Genomic DNA, 13,274 nt, shown 5'->3' on the forward strand with positions numbered 1-13,274 from the left:
GCTCATCGAGATCCCCTCAGGTCTTGGTAGAGGCTCTAAGTCCGCGCGGCTCACGCGATCATCGGCGCGGCGGCGCGATTGGCCGGAGCCGGCATGCCCCGCTCGGCGATCAGGCGCTGGTAGAGGGCCAGATGCTGCTCGGCGCAGTCGACATGGCTGAGCGGCTTCTTGATGCCTGCGCGCAGGCGCTCCCATAGCCCGGGCTCGCTCAGCGCCCGGGTCATGCAGTCGACGAGGTCCTCCGGGCTGCCGGAGCGGAAATGCAAACCGTCGACCTCGTCGGTGATCTTCTCGGCCATGCCGCCGAGATTGCTGGAAAGGATCGGGCGGCCGTGGAAGAAGGCCTCCTGGATCACGATCGGCGAGTTCTCCCACCAGACCGAGGGCATCACCACCCAGTCGACCGAACGCATCAGGTTCGGCATCTCGTGGTTCTGGAACGGGCCGCAGAAGCGCACGCGCCGCCCGGCCGCCTCGACCAGATCGGTGAACTTCTTCTTGTAGGCCTCGGGTTGGCGGTCGAGATTGCCGCCATAAACGAGAAGCACGCTGTCCTCGCCCCAGACGGAGTCCGGTATGCGGGTGACGGCGTCGATCAGCACGTCGGCGCCCTTATAGGGTGTGAGCTGGCCGAAATAGGCGAAGCGCGAGCGCCGCCCATTCGCCTCGGGGCCCGGCCGCGGCGGCGCGACCTCGGCGACGTCGATGCCGTTCTCTATCACCGAGAAGCGCTCGGCCGACAGGCCCCATTGCTGGTATCGCTCGGCCAGGAAGCGGCTCGGCGAGATGAAATGGTCGGCGAGGTTGAGGATGCCCTTGATGAAGGTCTCGCGTGCCAGGAAGCGCGACGGCGAGATGTCCGGGAAGCAGGCATTGCAGTCGCTCGGCGAGGCCCGGTAGCAGAGCTTGAAGGCGCCGGTCTTCACCATCTGGCCGTGGTGGTGGCAGATCGAGAGGTATTCGTGGAAGGTCACCACGATCAGTGCATCCGGCAGCGTGTCGCGCACCGCGAAGATGCATTCGAGGCCGAGCCCGATGAAATGGTGGAAATGCACCACATCCGGCTTGAGGTCGCGCAGCACGCGGACGAAATCGCGCTCGATCTCGTCGGTGGCGCGGTTCGAGAGCAGGAAGTGGTCGTACTCCTCGGCGTAATAGAGCAATTCGCCGCCGCGCTGGCGCAGGCTCATCAGCGCCGTGCCGGCATGGCGCGGCGTCGGCGCGCCGACCCGGGCGAGGTAGTGTGTGTCCACCTCGCTATTGGCCTGGAAGCCCTTGTGCAGGTTGTAGGAGGCGACTTCGGCGCCGCCGAGCGAAAACGAAGGGTGGCCGTGCGAGACGACGAGGATACGCATGCTCATCCTCTCATGTTGGAAATGGCCAGCGCCCAGCGCCGGTCGAAACTGGTGCGGTCAGCGAGGTTGATCAGCGCGCCGACATGCGGGCGGGTCTCGCCATCCTCGACGACATAGACCTCGACCTCCGGCACCCAGAGCGACGGCACGCCGTTCATCCTGAGCTTCAGGCAGAGATCGAGGCCCTTCTCGCTGGACGTGAAATAGCTGCGCGAGAAGCCATCGGCCTCGAGGAAGGCGTTGCGCGACATCACGCAGCATTCGGTCGCGCCGGCCGCGACTTCCATCGGCCCGAGGCTGCCGATCGCATCCAGGGGATAGCCGACGAAGCGGTTGTAGACGCGACGATTCGCGCCCTCGCCTTCGAGCCACGCTCCGGCCCAGCGGATCGAATTGTCCTCGAACAGCAGGGTCGGGCTCGCCACGCACTGGCCGCCGCGGCCGCGATAGGCGCGCTCCAGGCGTCCGAGCCAGCCCGGCATCCGGATCTGGGCGGCGCCGGACAGCAGCGCCACCGTCTGGAAGCGGCTGGCGCGCACGCCCGCTTCCAACGCATCGCAGCTGTCCTCGACGCCCTCGACCAGGACGAGCCGGACCTGCAGGCCGTAGAACTTCGCCAGCCGGCGCGCCTCCGCACCGAGCCGGTCGAAGCTCTCGCCGGGCGCTGCGACGACGATCGGCAGCGGCCTGATCTCCGGATCGATCGCCAGCAAAGCGAATAGGCTGGAGAGCTCGCGCTGGCGCTGGTCGAGGCCGATCACCAGGCCGAGGGCCGCATCGGCATTGAAGCGGCCGATGTCGTGCGTCTCGATCGCCTTGGGCGGCGCGATCTCGGCGGCCTGCAGGGCTGGCGCGATCTGTTTCTCGACCACGGCGGTCGCGGTCGAGGAGCGCGGATCGAGCAGGCCGAAGACCCGCTCCAGCGCGCGCCGGGCCGGGTTGCGCGCGGGTGCAAGGGGCAGGAAGGCCGGCCCGTGACCTTCGACCTCGAATTCGAGATAGAGCGGCTGGCCGGGCTCCGGCAGCAGCTTGGGCGCGAAGACGATGAAGCCGTGGCTGTTGCGCCGGCTCGCCATGGCCGGGCCGAAGCGCGGGTCCTCGGCGAAGGCGGCGGTGACGTCCGGTCGGATGGCGCGCGTCCAGATCGTGTCGATGGCGCAGGACTGCGTGCCGCTGCGCAGCATGACGTTGCCGACCTGCCGTTCCGGATCGAACAGCCAGCCGATGATCAGGACGCCGCTGCCCTCGACAATGGTGGCGTCGTCAATGCCGGCGCGGACCGGCTGATCCAGGAAGGAGATGGTGTCGCGCCCATCGAAGCGCTGCGAGGCCTGCTTCAGCTTCTCGGCGGTCGCCGGGGGGGCGCTGCCGCGCTGCAGCCCGTCGCGCAGATGGCCGGGCACGGTGATCTGCTCGAGCAGGACGTGGCGATCATAGACCTCGAGCGCCCGCCAGCCGTCATTGGCGCGGAAGAACAGTCGCTCGATCTCGCTGGGATGGCGGATGACGCACTCTTCGAGCAGACCGAAGAAGCCGCAGGCGCCTTCGCCGAGATCGTCGCGCTGGAAGGTGCCGGCCTCCAGCACGGCCGGCGACAGCCCGCCATGGGCGATCAGCAGCTTCGTCCGCCCTGCCGTGAAGTTCGAGGTCCAGCCTTGCAGGAAGATGCCGTCGTCGAGCGGGCCCATCACCTCGACGAAACCGCCGGGCTTGGCGACCGACTGCAGCAGCATGCCGACGGCGCGCAGGCGGCGCGGGTTCGACTTGCCGGCAAGCAGGACTTCCAGCAGCCCGTCGACGACGGTCGGGAAGGCTTGGCCGGCTTCCTCCGCGAGCGCTGCGAGGAAGGCCTGCAACGGCATGGGCTTTGGCGCCAGGATCAACCGCAAGGGGCGGCCGGGCCGGCCGAGCAGGATCGCGCCCGAGCCGGCACGATCCGGCGAGGGGGCGGGTGCCAGACAGAGGAAGCCGGTGGCGTGCGCCGCGTCGGCCTGCGGCCGGCGCCAGGTCAGCGCCATGGTCTCGACCCGGTTGCGCGGATTGCCGTCGACCGCGACCGGCACCTTGCCGGGCAGCGCATCGCAGGCGCTCATGACCAGGATCGCGTTCTCGCCGAGCGGCGTCCAGGCGACGGTCGGCGCCGGGCTGATCATGGTCCGTTCGGGGATGATGACCTCGTTCATGCTCACCTGCCCATCAGCATGACGGTGAGCGTGACGAATGAGAGCAGCGCCGACAGGCCCGAAAGGAAGCCGAGCACGACGGTGACCTGACGGAGCGGGGCCTTCGCCTCCTTGCGGATCGCGACCAACCGGTCATCGAAGGCGCGCAACGTCTGGTCGAAGCGCATCTGGAAGACGTCGATCTCGGCGAGGCGCGAGGCGATCGCACCATTGCCCTCGGTCTCTTCCGACTGCTTCGTCTCGGCCTCGCGCTGGCGATGCTGCGCCAGCTGCACGCCGAGCTCGCCGACCTTGTCGAGCAATTCCTTCTGGGTCAGCTGCGAGCGCCGCTGCAGTGCGATCAGCGCCTCGACCCGGTCGAAGAAGCGGGCAAGCGGCACGGCGATCGCCGCCTCCGCCGCGAGCTCCGCCGCCGGCGGCAGGCGCAGTTCGAGTTCGGCGCCGGTGCTCGGCGAGATGCCGACGATGGTCAGCGCCTCGCGTGCCGCCGCGGTCCTGTCGTCGAGCTCCATGGCGAAGGCGTGCCGGCCGTCGCCGATGCCGTTCCGGCGCAGGTCGATACGGCCCTGGTCTGCGACGACTTCCTGCACCTTGAGCCCGTTGCGCATCAGGCGCACGGTCAGCCGCTCCTCGGGGCGGGCCTCGTCCCAGATCCAGCCATGCAGCCGGTTGCCGTCGAGCGCATCGACCCGCCCGTTGAGCTTTGCCGGGGTCTCGCTCGCTTCGCTCACGGTACCGTCCGGACTGTGCATCGTCGTCATGCTGGTCATGCCGCCTCCGCCAGTTTGAGTTGATCGAACAGGGCAAGGTGCGCCTGCGCGCAATCGTCCATGCCGGATGAAGGTTCGATGCCGTCGACGAGGCGGTGCCAGAGCCCGTCCTCGCTCGCGGCGCGGCGCAGCACCTGCGCGAGATGGCGTGGGTCGCCGGGGCGGGCGTGCAGGCCGTCGACGCCGTCGCGCACCATCTCGGCCATGCCGCCGATATTGCTGGCGATCACCGGCCGCAGGTGCTGGAAGGCTTCCTGGATGACGAGCGGAGCGTTCTCGTACCAGATCGAGGGCATCACCACCCAGTCGACCTCGGCCATCAGCCCCGGCATCTCGTCGCGGCGATAGGGGCCGCAATGCACGACCTCCGCACCAGCCTCGGACAGTGCCTTGTCGAGCGCGCTGGTGAAGGCCTCGCTCTGGAACGGCGCGCCGCCATGGATGCGCAGTTCGAACGCCTCGGCGCCCTGCTCACGCATGAGCTTGGCGGCCTGCAGCAGCGGCAGCACACCCTTCCACGGGTTGAGATTGCCGAAATAGCCGAAGCGATTGCGCGCACCATGGGTGTGCCGGTGCGGCACCGGCATCTGCGCCGGCCTGGCATTGGCGATCACCTCGATCTTCTCGGCCGGCAGGCCCCAGTCGACATAGCGCTGGCGCAGGAAGCGGCTCGGCGCGACGAAGCGGTCGACGGCGGCAAGATGAGTCTTCAGGAAGCGCTCGCGCAACAGGAAGCGGTCGGGGCCGATCTCCGGGAAGCAGCCATGGCATTTTGCCGGCGAAGCACCGGTGCAGCGCTGCTTGTCATTGGCGCGCACCATCAGCCCGTTATGGTGGCAGATCGAATAATAGTCGTGCAGCGTCATCACGATCGACACCTGCGGCAGCAGCCGCCGCGCCAGCGCCAGGAATTCGGCGCCGATCAGCACGAGATGGTGGATGTGGATCACATCCGGCCGGAACTCGGTCAGCAGGGAGCCGAGATCCTGCAAGGTGCCGTAATGATCGATCTGGCTGAGATGGAAGCGGTCGAAATGACCGCTCCACAGCAGGAGGTCGCCATCCGCCCCGGTCGCCTGGAAGGCAGTGCCGGGGTGCGGCTGGCGGTGGATCGCATTGGTCGCACCGAGGAAAAGCACCTCGCAGCCCTCGCCGCGATAGGCCTTCGCCAGGTCATGAGCGAAGATCTCGGTGCCGCCCGGATGCAGGTCCGGATGGTTGTGGGCGACGACGAGGATGCGCCGGCTCATCGCTGGACCCCCGGTTTCACCGCGACCAGCAAGTCCTGGTAATGGGCCGCGCTGTGGCCGCGCCAATGGCCGGGGTCGAGCCGCTCGACCGTAAGCCCGGCCTGCGTCGCATGTTCGAGCAGGAAGCCGGCGTCGATCCCGGCGGCGGCCAGCGGCGCCTCCTCGATCGCATACCAGCCGGGACCTTCGCCCCAGCGCCGGAACTTCAGCCTTTCCTGGCCGGTGCTCTGGCCGTCGAGCGCGAAGGCGGTCAGGAAGAGCCGTCCGCCGGGGGCGAGCAGGCGCGCGGCTTCGTTGAGATAGACCACCAGCTCGTCCGGCGGCAGATGCGTCGCCACCGAGGTCATGGTGATGAAGTCGAAGCTCTGGTTGGCGAAGCCGAAGCGCACTTCCTTGCCCGGCAGCGAACCCTGCGGATTGTAGAGCGGGTGGGCGATGTCGAGGCGCTGGAAGCGGAAGCGCGGATAGGTCGGCGTGATCGTCTGGGCGCACCAGAGGATGCCGTCCATCACCGGGTCGACGCCGTCATAGCTGCCGCGCTCGGGATCGAGATACTGGGTCAGCGGCACCGCCATGCGGCCGATGCCGCAGCCGATGTCGAAGACGCGCTCATGCGGCTGCAGCCGGCCGATCCGGATGAAATGACCGAGGAATTCGGCGCCGATGGCGCGATAGTCGCCGTCGCCGACGAAGATCGAATCCGGCGGCGGATGTGGCAGGAAACGGTTCGTCTGGACATGGGCCATCAGCCAGGCGAGCTCGGGCGTCATCGGTCCGATCGCGGGCGTGGCTTCCGAAGTTGTCTGTCGCAGGGCGAGGGTCGCCGTCATGCCGCTGTCGCCCTTCTGAGATTGGCGCGGGAGAGAAGGAATTCCGGATCAGGGCGCAGGCCCGGCGCCGGGATGGGCTGCTGCGGGGCGGACTTGTCGACCGCCGCCATCAGCGCCTCGATCTCACCGTCCCAGCGCTTGGTCTGGAGCCAGGAATTGTGCTGCGAGGCGACGCCGCGCGTGTAGTCGAGGCTCTTCGAGATCGACTGGCGCTCGAGGTGGTAGAGCGACACGCTCGGGACGTAGACTATGCCGAGCCCGGCCCGGGCGATCTTGAGGCAGAGGTCGCTGTCCTCGTAATCGCCGATCACATAGCCGTCGTCGAAGCCGCCGATCTCCATGAACAGCGCGCGCGGCATCACGATGCAGGCGCCGGTGACGCCGGGCACCGGCCGCTCGACATTGGCCGGCGCGTACCCGCTCGGCATGCCCTTGAAGTAATGATGGTTTAGCCAGGTGCCTTTACTGTCGCGCTTGAAGAAGAGCCCGGCATGCTGCAGCGAGCCGTCGTCATAGAGCAGCTTCGGGCCGACCGCGCCGGTGCGCCGATGCGGTTCGAGACGCTGCAGCAGCGCCGGCAGCCAGCCCTCGCTGTCGGGAATGACGTCGGAATTGACGAGCGCCAGCGCCTGCCCGCGCGAGGCGGCGGCGCCGGCATTGCAGGCAGCCGAGAAACCGCCATTGCGGCTCATCACCACGAGCTGCATCGGCAAACCATAGGCGAGGAAGAGGCCGCCAAGGAGATGCGCGACCTCGCCCTCGTGCTCGGGCGAATCGAGCACATAGATCAGCTCGGCCTTCTCGGCGAACCAGCGATCGGCGGCGAAGGCCGAGACCTGGACGCGCAGGAAGTCGTAGACGCGGTAGAGCGGGATCACGACCGAGACCGCCGGGCTCGCGGGCCCCCTGCCGAAACGCCTGGTCCGCGGTTCCGGCAGGTTCTCGCGCAATGCCTTCTGGCAGTCGGCGAGCACCGGCGCGATCGTCCGCTCCAGCATCTGCGCGGTGAGATGCTGCGGCGGGATCGCCGCCAAAGCCCGGGCGCGGATGGCGACGGCGTCGGCCGGCTGCACATTGGGGCGCAACGACAGGACGGTGCCGGATTTCAGCTTGAGCTCGACCCGCGGCTGCAGCACCGGCGCGCCGTCGGCATAGCCGGGGATCAGCGCCGCGAAGCCGGTGGCGCGTTTGACGTCACCCTTGGAGCCGGCCGGCAGCAATGCCGGGAACTGGTCCAGCCGATCGAGCACCGGGGTCGCCTCGCCCTCGGAGCGGTGCAGCAGCACCTCGTCGACCAAGCCTTCGACATCGCAATACCAGCCGCCGAGCAGAAGCCCGGCCGGGGTGGTGACGGCGAGGTCGAGCTCGGCCGAGGGCAGGTCGTCATTGCGGCGCACGCTCTGGGCGGCGAGCGGCAGCCGCCTTTGCATCTCGATCGCCAGCAGGCGCCCTTGCTCGGACAAGCCGGCGAGCTGCTCGACGAGCCAGCTGCGCAGCCCGTCGCGTTGGCTGGCCTTGCCGGCCCACCAGCGTCCGAGCGACGGGATGTCCTGCCGGGCGCCGACGGAGCGGACGATCAGGCCGGATTCGGCCTGCAGGACCAGCAGGCCGCCGGCCTGCGGCGGGAAGGCGTCGATGATCAGGTGCAGCGGCCGGTTGCCGGCGCGGTCGGGGTGGCCGAGGCGCGGCAGGCCCGGCAGGCGCGAGAGGCCGGCGGAATCCAGCCTATAGGCGGTGCGAATGCCGGCGAGCCGGCCGGGAACCGCCGATTCCAGCAGGAGCTTGCCTTCGGTCAGCTTGGCGACCGGCGTCGCCGCCGACGGCTTACGGACGAGGATCAGCAGGAACTGGCGCAGGAAGCCGAGATAGCCGGCGGCCTGGCTGAGCCCGAACAGCGTCGGCCAATGGCCGATCAGCGCGTTGGCGAGCATGCGGCGCGCATCCGGCGTCGCGTCCCGGACGAGATCCTCCACATCGGCCATGCCGTGGACGAGATCGGGATCGAAACGCGCGGTGATGTCGCCGCCGGGATTATCGTCGGACAAGGTTGCGACGACCTCGCCCGCACCGCCATGGCGGAAGACGACGACGACACGCACGCGGCCATCGCCGAGCGGAAGGACGACCGAGGCGGAGACGAGGCGCTTCTCGTGCGCCGCGAGCATGATGCGCGGCCGCGACAGCACGGGAGCGTCGATGGTCCAGCTCAGCAGGAAGACCGAGCCGCTCAGCCTGGACAGATGCAGCTGCGGGCTCAGGCCGTCCGCCGCTGGCGCAGGCGCGAGAGAAAGCATGGGTGCCATGTTCCGAACGAGCAGGAAGGTGACGCCGGCCGGCCCGAGCCGGCCGGCGCCGCACTATTGTCAGGCGACCGAGAAGTAGGAGTTCGGGTCGGCCTGAATGTCTTCGGCGGTGACGCCGACGATGGTCACGGTGTCGCCATTGCCGAGATCGACGACGGCATTGCCGCCGACGGTGGTGGCGCGCGCCGCAACATCCTCGGCCGAGCCGATGTCGGTGCCGTTGATGCCGCTGGAGATCTGCAGCAGATCGTTGCCGGCCTCGAAGTCGAGCACGACGTCGTTGCCGCCGCCGCCATTGAAGATGAAGACATCGCTGCCGGCGCCGCCGGAGAGGACGTCATCACCCGCACCGGCGAAGAGCAGATCGTCACCCGCGCCGCCCTGAAGGACGTCGTTGCCGGCGCCGCCTTCGAGCAAATCGGCACCGTCGCCGCCCTGGAGGACATCGTTGCCGGCACCGCCGAGCAGGATGTCGTCACCCGGCCCGCCCTGCAGGATGTCGTCGCCGTCGCCGCCACGCAGCACGTCGTCGCCATTGTTCCCGCGCAGGATGTCGTTGCCTTCGCCGCCGTCGAGAACGTCGTTGCCCTCGCCGCCGAACAGGTTGTCTTTGCCTTCGCCGCCGGAGAGGACATCGTCGTCCAGACCGCCGAAGAGGGCGTCGTTGCCCTCGCCGCCGGACAGGAAGTCGTTGCCGGCATCGCCGTAAAGCAGGTCGTCACCCTCTTCGCCGAAGAGAGAATCCACCTGGTTGCCGCCATGGACGATGTCGTCCCCGGCGCCTGCGAGGATCACGTCACTGAAGCGTGTCCCAATCAAGAAATCATCGAATGCACTGCCTTCGATCGTGGCCATTCGTCACCTCCTCGGTGATCTGAGAGCACCACCAGATATGCGGAGAACTCCGCCGCTCGTTCTGGGTCACGGTGCGATTTCGATAGCGATCCAGAGGCTCGCTATCGTGCGACACTCATGAGAGTAGCCTAGAAGATCATTGTATCAAGCAATATATTATGACTATTTTGCGATGCAGCAAAGTTTACATCATTTTATATATTGTTCACGCGAGGATTATACTGAGAGTTTGATACGGATTTTGAAATATATTGTTTCGATCTGGAATCGGTCCGCGATACGATCCGATTTCGGCGGCCGGATCGGCCGGGCTCAATCCTCCCTGAAGGCGCGATTGAAGCTGTCGCGGATGGGCGCGAGCAGGTAGTCCGCCGCAAAGCGCCGGCCATTGACGATCAGCACCTCCGCCGCCATGCCGGCATGCAAGGTCACCTTGTTCTCCTTCAGGCTCTGCGGCGTGATCTCGGCGCGGACGATGAAGAAGGCATTGCCGGTCTTGTCGTCGATCAGCTGGTCGGCTGCGACGTAAGAGACCTTCGCCAGGAGCGGAGGCATCAGCCGGGCATTGAAGGCGGTAAGCCGCACCTGCGTGTCGGCGCCGACGCGGACCGAATCGATGTCGCGCGGATCGACCTTGGCCTCGACGATCAGCGGCTCCTGCTCGGGCACGATGTCGAGGATCGCCTCGCCCGCCGTGACGACGCTGCCGGCGGTGCGCATCCGGATATTGGCGACGATGCCTTCCTGCGGCGAGGTCACCACGAGCCGGCGCAGCACGTCCTGCGCCTGGACGATGCGCTCGACCACCTCCGAGAGTTGGAGCTGGCTGTCCTGCAATTCCTTGGCGATCTCGCTCTGGCGCTCCAGGCTGATCGACTTGATCTCGAGCTCGGCACCGGCGACGGCCTGCTCGGCCTTGGCCTTGCGCGCCGCCATCTCGCCGGCGCGGCCGGTGAGCTCGCTCTGGCGGGTCTGCAATTCGACGAGCTGGGAGCGCTTGGCGTAGCGCTTCTCGTAGAGCTCGGCGATCGTCTTGACCTCTTCGTCGATCAGCGTGCGCTGGTTGCGCACCGCGTCGATCTGCGCCTGCAGCGCCTCCGATTCGGCCTGGTGCTGCTCGATCACGCGCTGCTGGATGCGCGTCTTGCCATCATAGACCTGGGCGCGAGCGCGGAAGAGCGTTTGCTCCGCCTTGATCACCTCGCGGGCGATCGGCGTGCGGGCCTTCTCGATATCGTCGGGAAAATCGATCTCGGTCGCATTGCTCTGCTCGGCGCGGAGACGGGCCAGCCGGGCATCGAGACCGACTCGCTTGCCTTCGAGCTGCTGCAGTTCGGCGCGAGCGCGGGCGTCCTCCAGCCGGAGCAGGGGCTCGTCCTGAGCGACGCGTTCGCCCTCGGCCTTGAGCAGGGTCTTGAGGATGCCACCTTCGAGATGGCTCACCGTCTTGCGCCGGCTGTCGACGATGACGGTTCCCTGCGCGACCGCGGCATTGTCGAGCCGCGCCGTCACCGCCCAAGCGCCGAAACCGCCGAAGCCGATCGCCACCGCGGCGACGCCGGCAAGGACGAGGTTGCGCAGCGAGGGCATGCGCTCCTCGGGCTCCGCCTCGATCGTCATCGGCACGAGCGCCCGGTCGGGCCGGCGCAACATCGGAAGCTCGCTCATGCGCTCACCTCACGCGGGGCAGAGGGCTGTTTCGCCGGCTCGAGCTCGACGACGCCGGCGGGCGTGATCATCCCGGAGATCGCCGAGCGCGGACCGAACTGGGCAACGCGGCCCTCGCGCAGCACCAGGATCTTGTCGACGACCTGCATCACCGAGGGACGGTGCGCGATCAGCACCACGATCGCCCCGCTGTCGCGGGCGGCGTTGATCGCCCGGATCAGGCTCTGCTCGCCCTCGGCATCGAGATTGGCGTTGGGCTCGTCGAGCACGATCAGGCGCGGCATGCCGTAGAGCGCCCGCGCCAGGCCGATGCGCTGGCGCTGGCCGCCCGAGAGCTTGAAGTCGCTGTCGGCGACATTGGTGTCGTAGCCGAGCGGCAGGCGGCCGATCAGTTCGTGCACGCCGGCGATGCGGGCCGCTTCGAGGATGGCGTGCGGATCGGGCTTGCGCATGCGGGCGATGTTCTCGGCGATTGTGCCGTCGAGCAGCGAGACCGATTGCGGGAGATAGCCGACCATGTCGCCGAAGGAGCCGCGCTCCCAGAGATAGGTGTTGTGGCCGTCGAGATAGACGCCGCCGACATTCGGCCTGAGCACGCCGACGATCAGCCGCGCCAGCGTCGATTTGCCGGCTCCGGACGGGCCGACCAGACCGAGCACCTCGCCGGGCTGTAGCGTGAAGGATACGCCCTTGATCACGGTCTGCTCGCCGCCCTTGGGGGCGTAGACCAGCCGGTCGATGACGAGGTCGCCCTCAGTCGCCGGGGTCGGGACGCTCTGGCGCTGCGAGCTCTGCGACTGAAGGAGGTCGCGCACCCGCTTCCAGGCCGCAGCGGCGAGCACCCATTGCCGCCAATCGGTGATCATCGAATCGAACGGCGCCAGCAGGCGGCCGAGCAGGATGCTGCCGGCCATCAGCGTGCCGGCCGAGACCTCGTGCCGGATGATCAGCACCGCTCCGGTCGCATAGATGGCGAGCTGCATGGTCATGCGGCTGGCGCGGGTGATCGCGGCGATGAACTTGCCCCGGCGGGTACCGAGATCGAGATGCTCCAGCATGGCGATCTGCTTGGCGCGCCAACGGCTCGACAGGGCCGGCAGCATGCCCATCGCCTCGATCGTCTCGGCATGGCGTAAGGTGGCGCTGATCTCGTTGATCGAGGCGACGCCCTCCTCGTTCGCTTCCTTCAGGGCGCGCCGGGTCAACATGTCCGAGACGACGCCGAGCAGCAGCAGGATCAGCAGCGAGGCCAGTCCGACCAGGCCGTAGATCCAGTGGAAGGCGAAGAGCACGGCGAGGAAGATCGGCGACCACATTGCTTCCAGCGGCGTCGCGATCGCCGAGCTCGCGATGAAGTAGCGGAGTTCGTTGAGGTCGCGGATCGCCTGCGTCGCCTGGCCGGAGCCCTTCTCCAGCGAGGTCGAGACCGCGGCCTGCAGCGCCGGCAGGTTGAGCCGGCGGGCGAGGATGCTCGCCATCGCCTGGAAGGTGAGAGAGCGGATGAACTCGATCGTGCCATAGAGCGCCAGCGCCCCGACCGCGATCACCAGCAGCATGGTCAGCGTATCGTAGCTGCGGCTGACGATGACGCGGTCCTGAACCTGCAGCATGAACATCGGCACGGTCAGCAGCAGGATGTTGATGCAGAAGCTCAGGAAGGCGGCATAGGCCAGGCCGCCGGCAAAACCGCGCTGCAGACTTCGAATCAGGACGTCGGCAGGCTGGGTCGCAACCTTCATGCAGGTCTCCGAATGGGGCTGGCCATCAGATGGCGCTATCGACGCCTATGCCGATACGGCAGGTTCTGAGCGTTATATAAAGCGTGCCACACAAGTCGTGTCTATAATATGACAGATGAAGCCTTATGAAATAGAGGCATTTATCGGAAACATGGCCGAAAGGTGCTAAGTTTCAAAATTTGAAACAGTTCATGACTATGTCGATTCCGATAAAATCTTAATCTCATTATGTTCGGGGTGGCATGTGCTTTGCGTATAGGCTATTCGTCAGCCGAAGGGGCTCGGAGGGCTGACTGCTCATTTCGAGATCAGGCGGAGTAG

General features: G+C 67.3%; 9 protein-coding genes. All 9 read right to left on the bottom strand.

All coding sequences use genetic code 11. The features are described 5' to 3' along the window. Positions 1-50: 50 nt before the first annotated feature. Positions 51-1,361: a glycosyltransferase family 4 protein gene (locus BMZ69_RS13845; protein WP_092157435.1), complete on the bottom strand. Its 1,311-nt coding sequence runs from the start codon at positions 1,359-1,361 to the stop codon at positions 51-53. Then, positions 1,358-3,538 (bottom strand): hypothetical protein, encoded by a 2,181-nt coding sequence (locus BMZ69_RS13850; RefSeq protein ID WP_092157437.1) that lies wholly within the window; start codon positions 3,536-3,538, stop codon positions 1,358-1,360. The genes BMZ69_RS13845 and BMZ69_RS13850 overlap by 4 nt, the downstream gene beginning before the upstream one ends. A 2-nt stretch (positions 3,539-3,540) precedes the next feature. Then, the gene (locus tag BMZ69_RS13855) at positions 3,541-4,308 is read right to left on the bottom strand and encodes a hypothetical protein (protein WP_092157439.1); all 768 of its coding nucleotides are present in this window, start codon (positions 4,306-4,308) and stop codon (positions 3,541-3,543) included. Beyond that, positions 4,305-5,558, bottom strand: a complete 1,254-nt coding sequence (locus tag BMZ69_RS13860) for a glycosyltransferase family 4 protein (RefSeq protein WP_092157441.1) — start codon at positions 5,556-5,558, stop codon at positions 4,305-4,307. Before BMZ69_RS13860 ends, BMZ69_RS13855 begins: the two co-directional genes overlap by 4 nt. Then, the gene (locus BMZ69_RS13865; protein WP_092157443.1) at positions 5,555-6,388 is read right to left on the bottom strand and encodes a class I SAM-dependent methyltransferase; all 834 of its coding nucleotides are present in this window, start codon (positions 6,386-6,388) and stop codon (positions 5,555-5,557) included. Before BMZ69_RS13865 ends, BMZ69_RS13860 begins: the two co-directional genes overlap by 4 nt. Next, entirely contained in the window at positions 6,385-8,682 is a 2,298-nt protein-coding gene (locus tag BMZ69_RS13870) for a glycosyltransferase (protein ID WP_092157445.1), read from the bottom strand. The genes BMZ69_RS13865 and BMZ69_RS13870 overlap by 4 nt, the downstream gene beginning before the upstream one ends. Before the next feature lie 69 nt (positions 8,683-8,751). Next, positions 8,752-9,546, bottom strand: coding sequence for a calcium-binding protein (locus BMZ69_RS13875; protein ID WP_092157447.1), 795 nt, complete (start codon positions 9,544-9,546; stop codon positions 8,752-8,754). Between the two features lie 312 nt (positions 9,547-9,858). Next, the gene (locus BMZ69_RS13880; protein ID WP_092157449.1) at positions 9,859-11,214 is read right to left on the bottom strand and encodes an HlyD family type I secretion periplasmic adaptor subunit; all 1,356 of its coding nucleotides are present in this window, start codon (positions 11,212-11,214) and stop codon (positions 9,859-9,861) included. Further along, positions 11,211-12,953, bottom strand: coding sequence for a type I secretion system permease/ATPase (locus BMZ69_RS13885; RefSeq protein WP_092157451.1), 1,743 nt, complete (start codon positions 12,951-12,953; stop codon positions 11,211-11,213). Before BMZ69_RS13885 ends, BMZ69_RS13880 begins: the two co-directional genes overlap by 4 nt. Positions 12,954-13,274 lie beyond the last annotated feature (321 nt).

It is taken from the genome of Allobosea sp. CRIB-10 (assembly GCF_900112185.1).
GTDB lineage: Bacteria > Pseudomonadota > Alphaproteobacteria > Rhizobiales > Beijerinckiaceae > Allobosea.

Excerpts from the sequence above, each read along its gene's own strand:
- BMZ69_RS13885 (WP_092157451.1), bottom strand. The coding sequence starts at position 12,953 with ATGAAGGTTGCGACCCAGCCTGCCGACGTCCTGATTCGAAGTCTGCAG.
- BMZ69_RS13870 (WP_092157445.1), bottom strand. The coding sequence starts at position 8,682 with ATGCTTTCTCTCGCGCCTGCGCCAGCGGCGGACGGCCTGAGCCCGCAG.
- BMZ69_RS13865 (WP_092157443.1), bottom strand. The coding sequence starts at position 6,388 with ATGACGGCGACCCTCGCCCTGCGACAGACAACTTCGGAAGCCACGCCC.
- BMZ69_RS13845 (WP_092157435.1), bottom strand. The coding sequence starts at position 1,361 with ATGAGCATGCGTATCCTCGTCGTCTCGCACGGCCACCCTTCGTTTTCG.
- BMZ69_RS13875 (WP_092157447.1), bottom strand. The coding sequence starts at position 9,546 with ATGGCCACGATCGAAGGCAGTGCATTCGATGATTTCTTGATTGGGACA.
- BMZ69_RS13860 (WP_092157441.1), bottom strand. The coding sequence starts at position 5,558 with ATGAGCCGGCGCATCCTCGTCGTCGCCCACAACCATCCGGACCTGCAT.
- BMZ69_RS13855 (WP_092157439.1), bottom strand. The coding sequence starts at position 4,308 with ATGACCAGCATGACGACGATGCACAGTCCGGACGGTACCGTGAGCGAA.
- BMZ69_RS13850 (WP_092157437.1), bottom strand. The coding sequence starts at position 3,538 with ATGAACGAGGTCATCATCCCCGAACGGACCATGATCAGCCCGGCGCCG.
- BMZ69_RS13880 (WP_092157449.1), bottom strand. The coding sequence starts at position 11,214 with ATGAGCGAGCTTCCGATGTTGCGCCGGCCCGACCGGGCGCTCGTGCCG.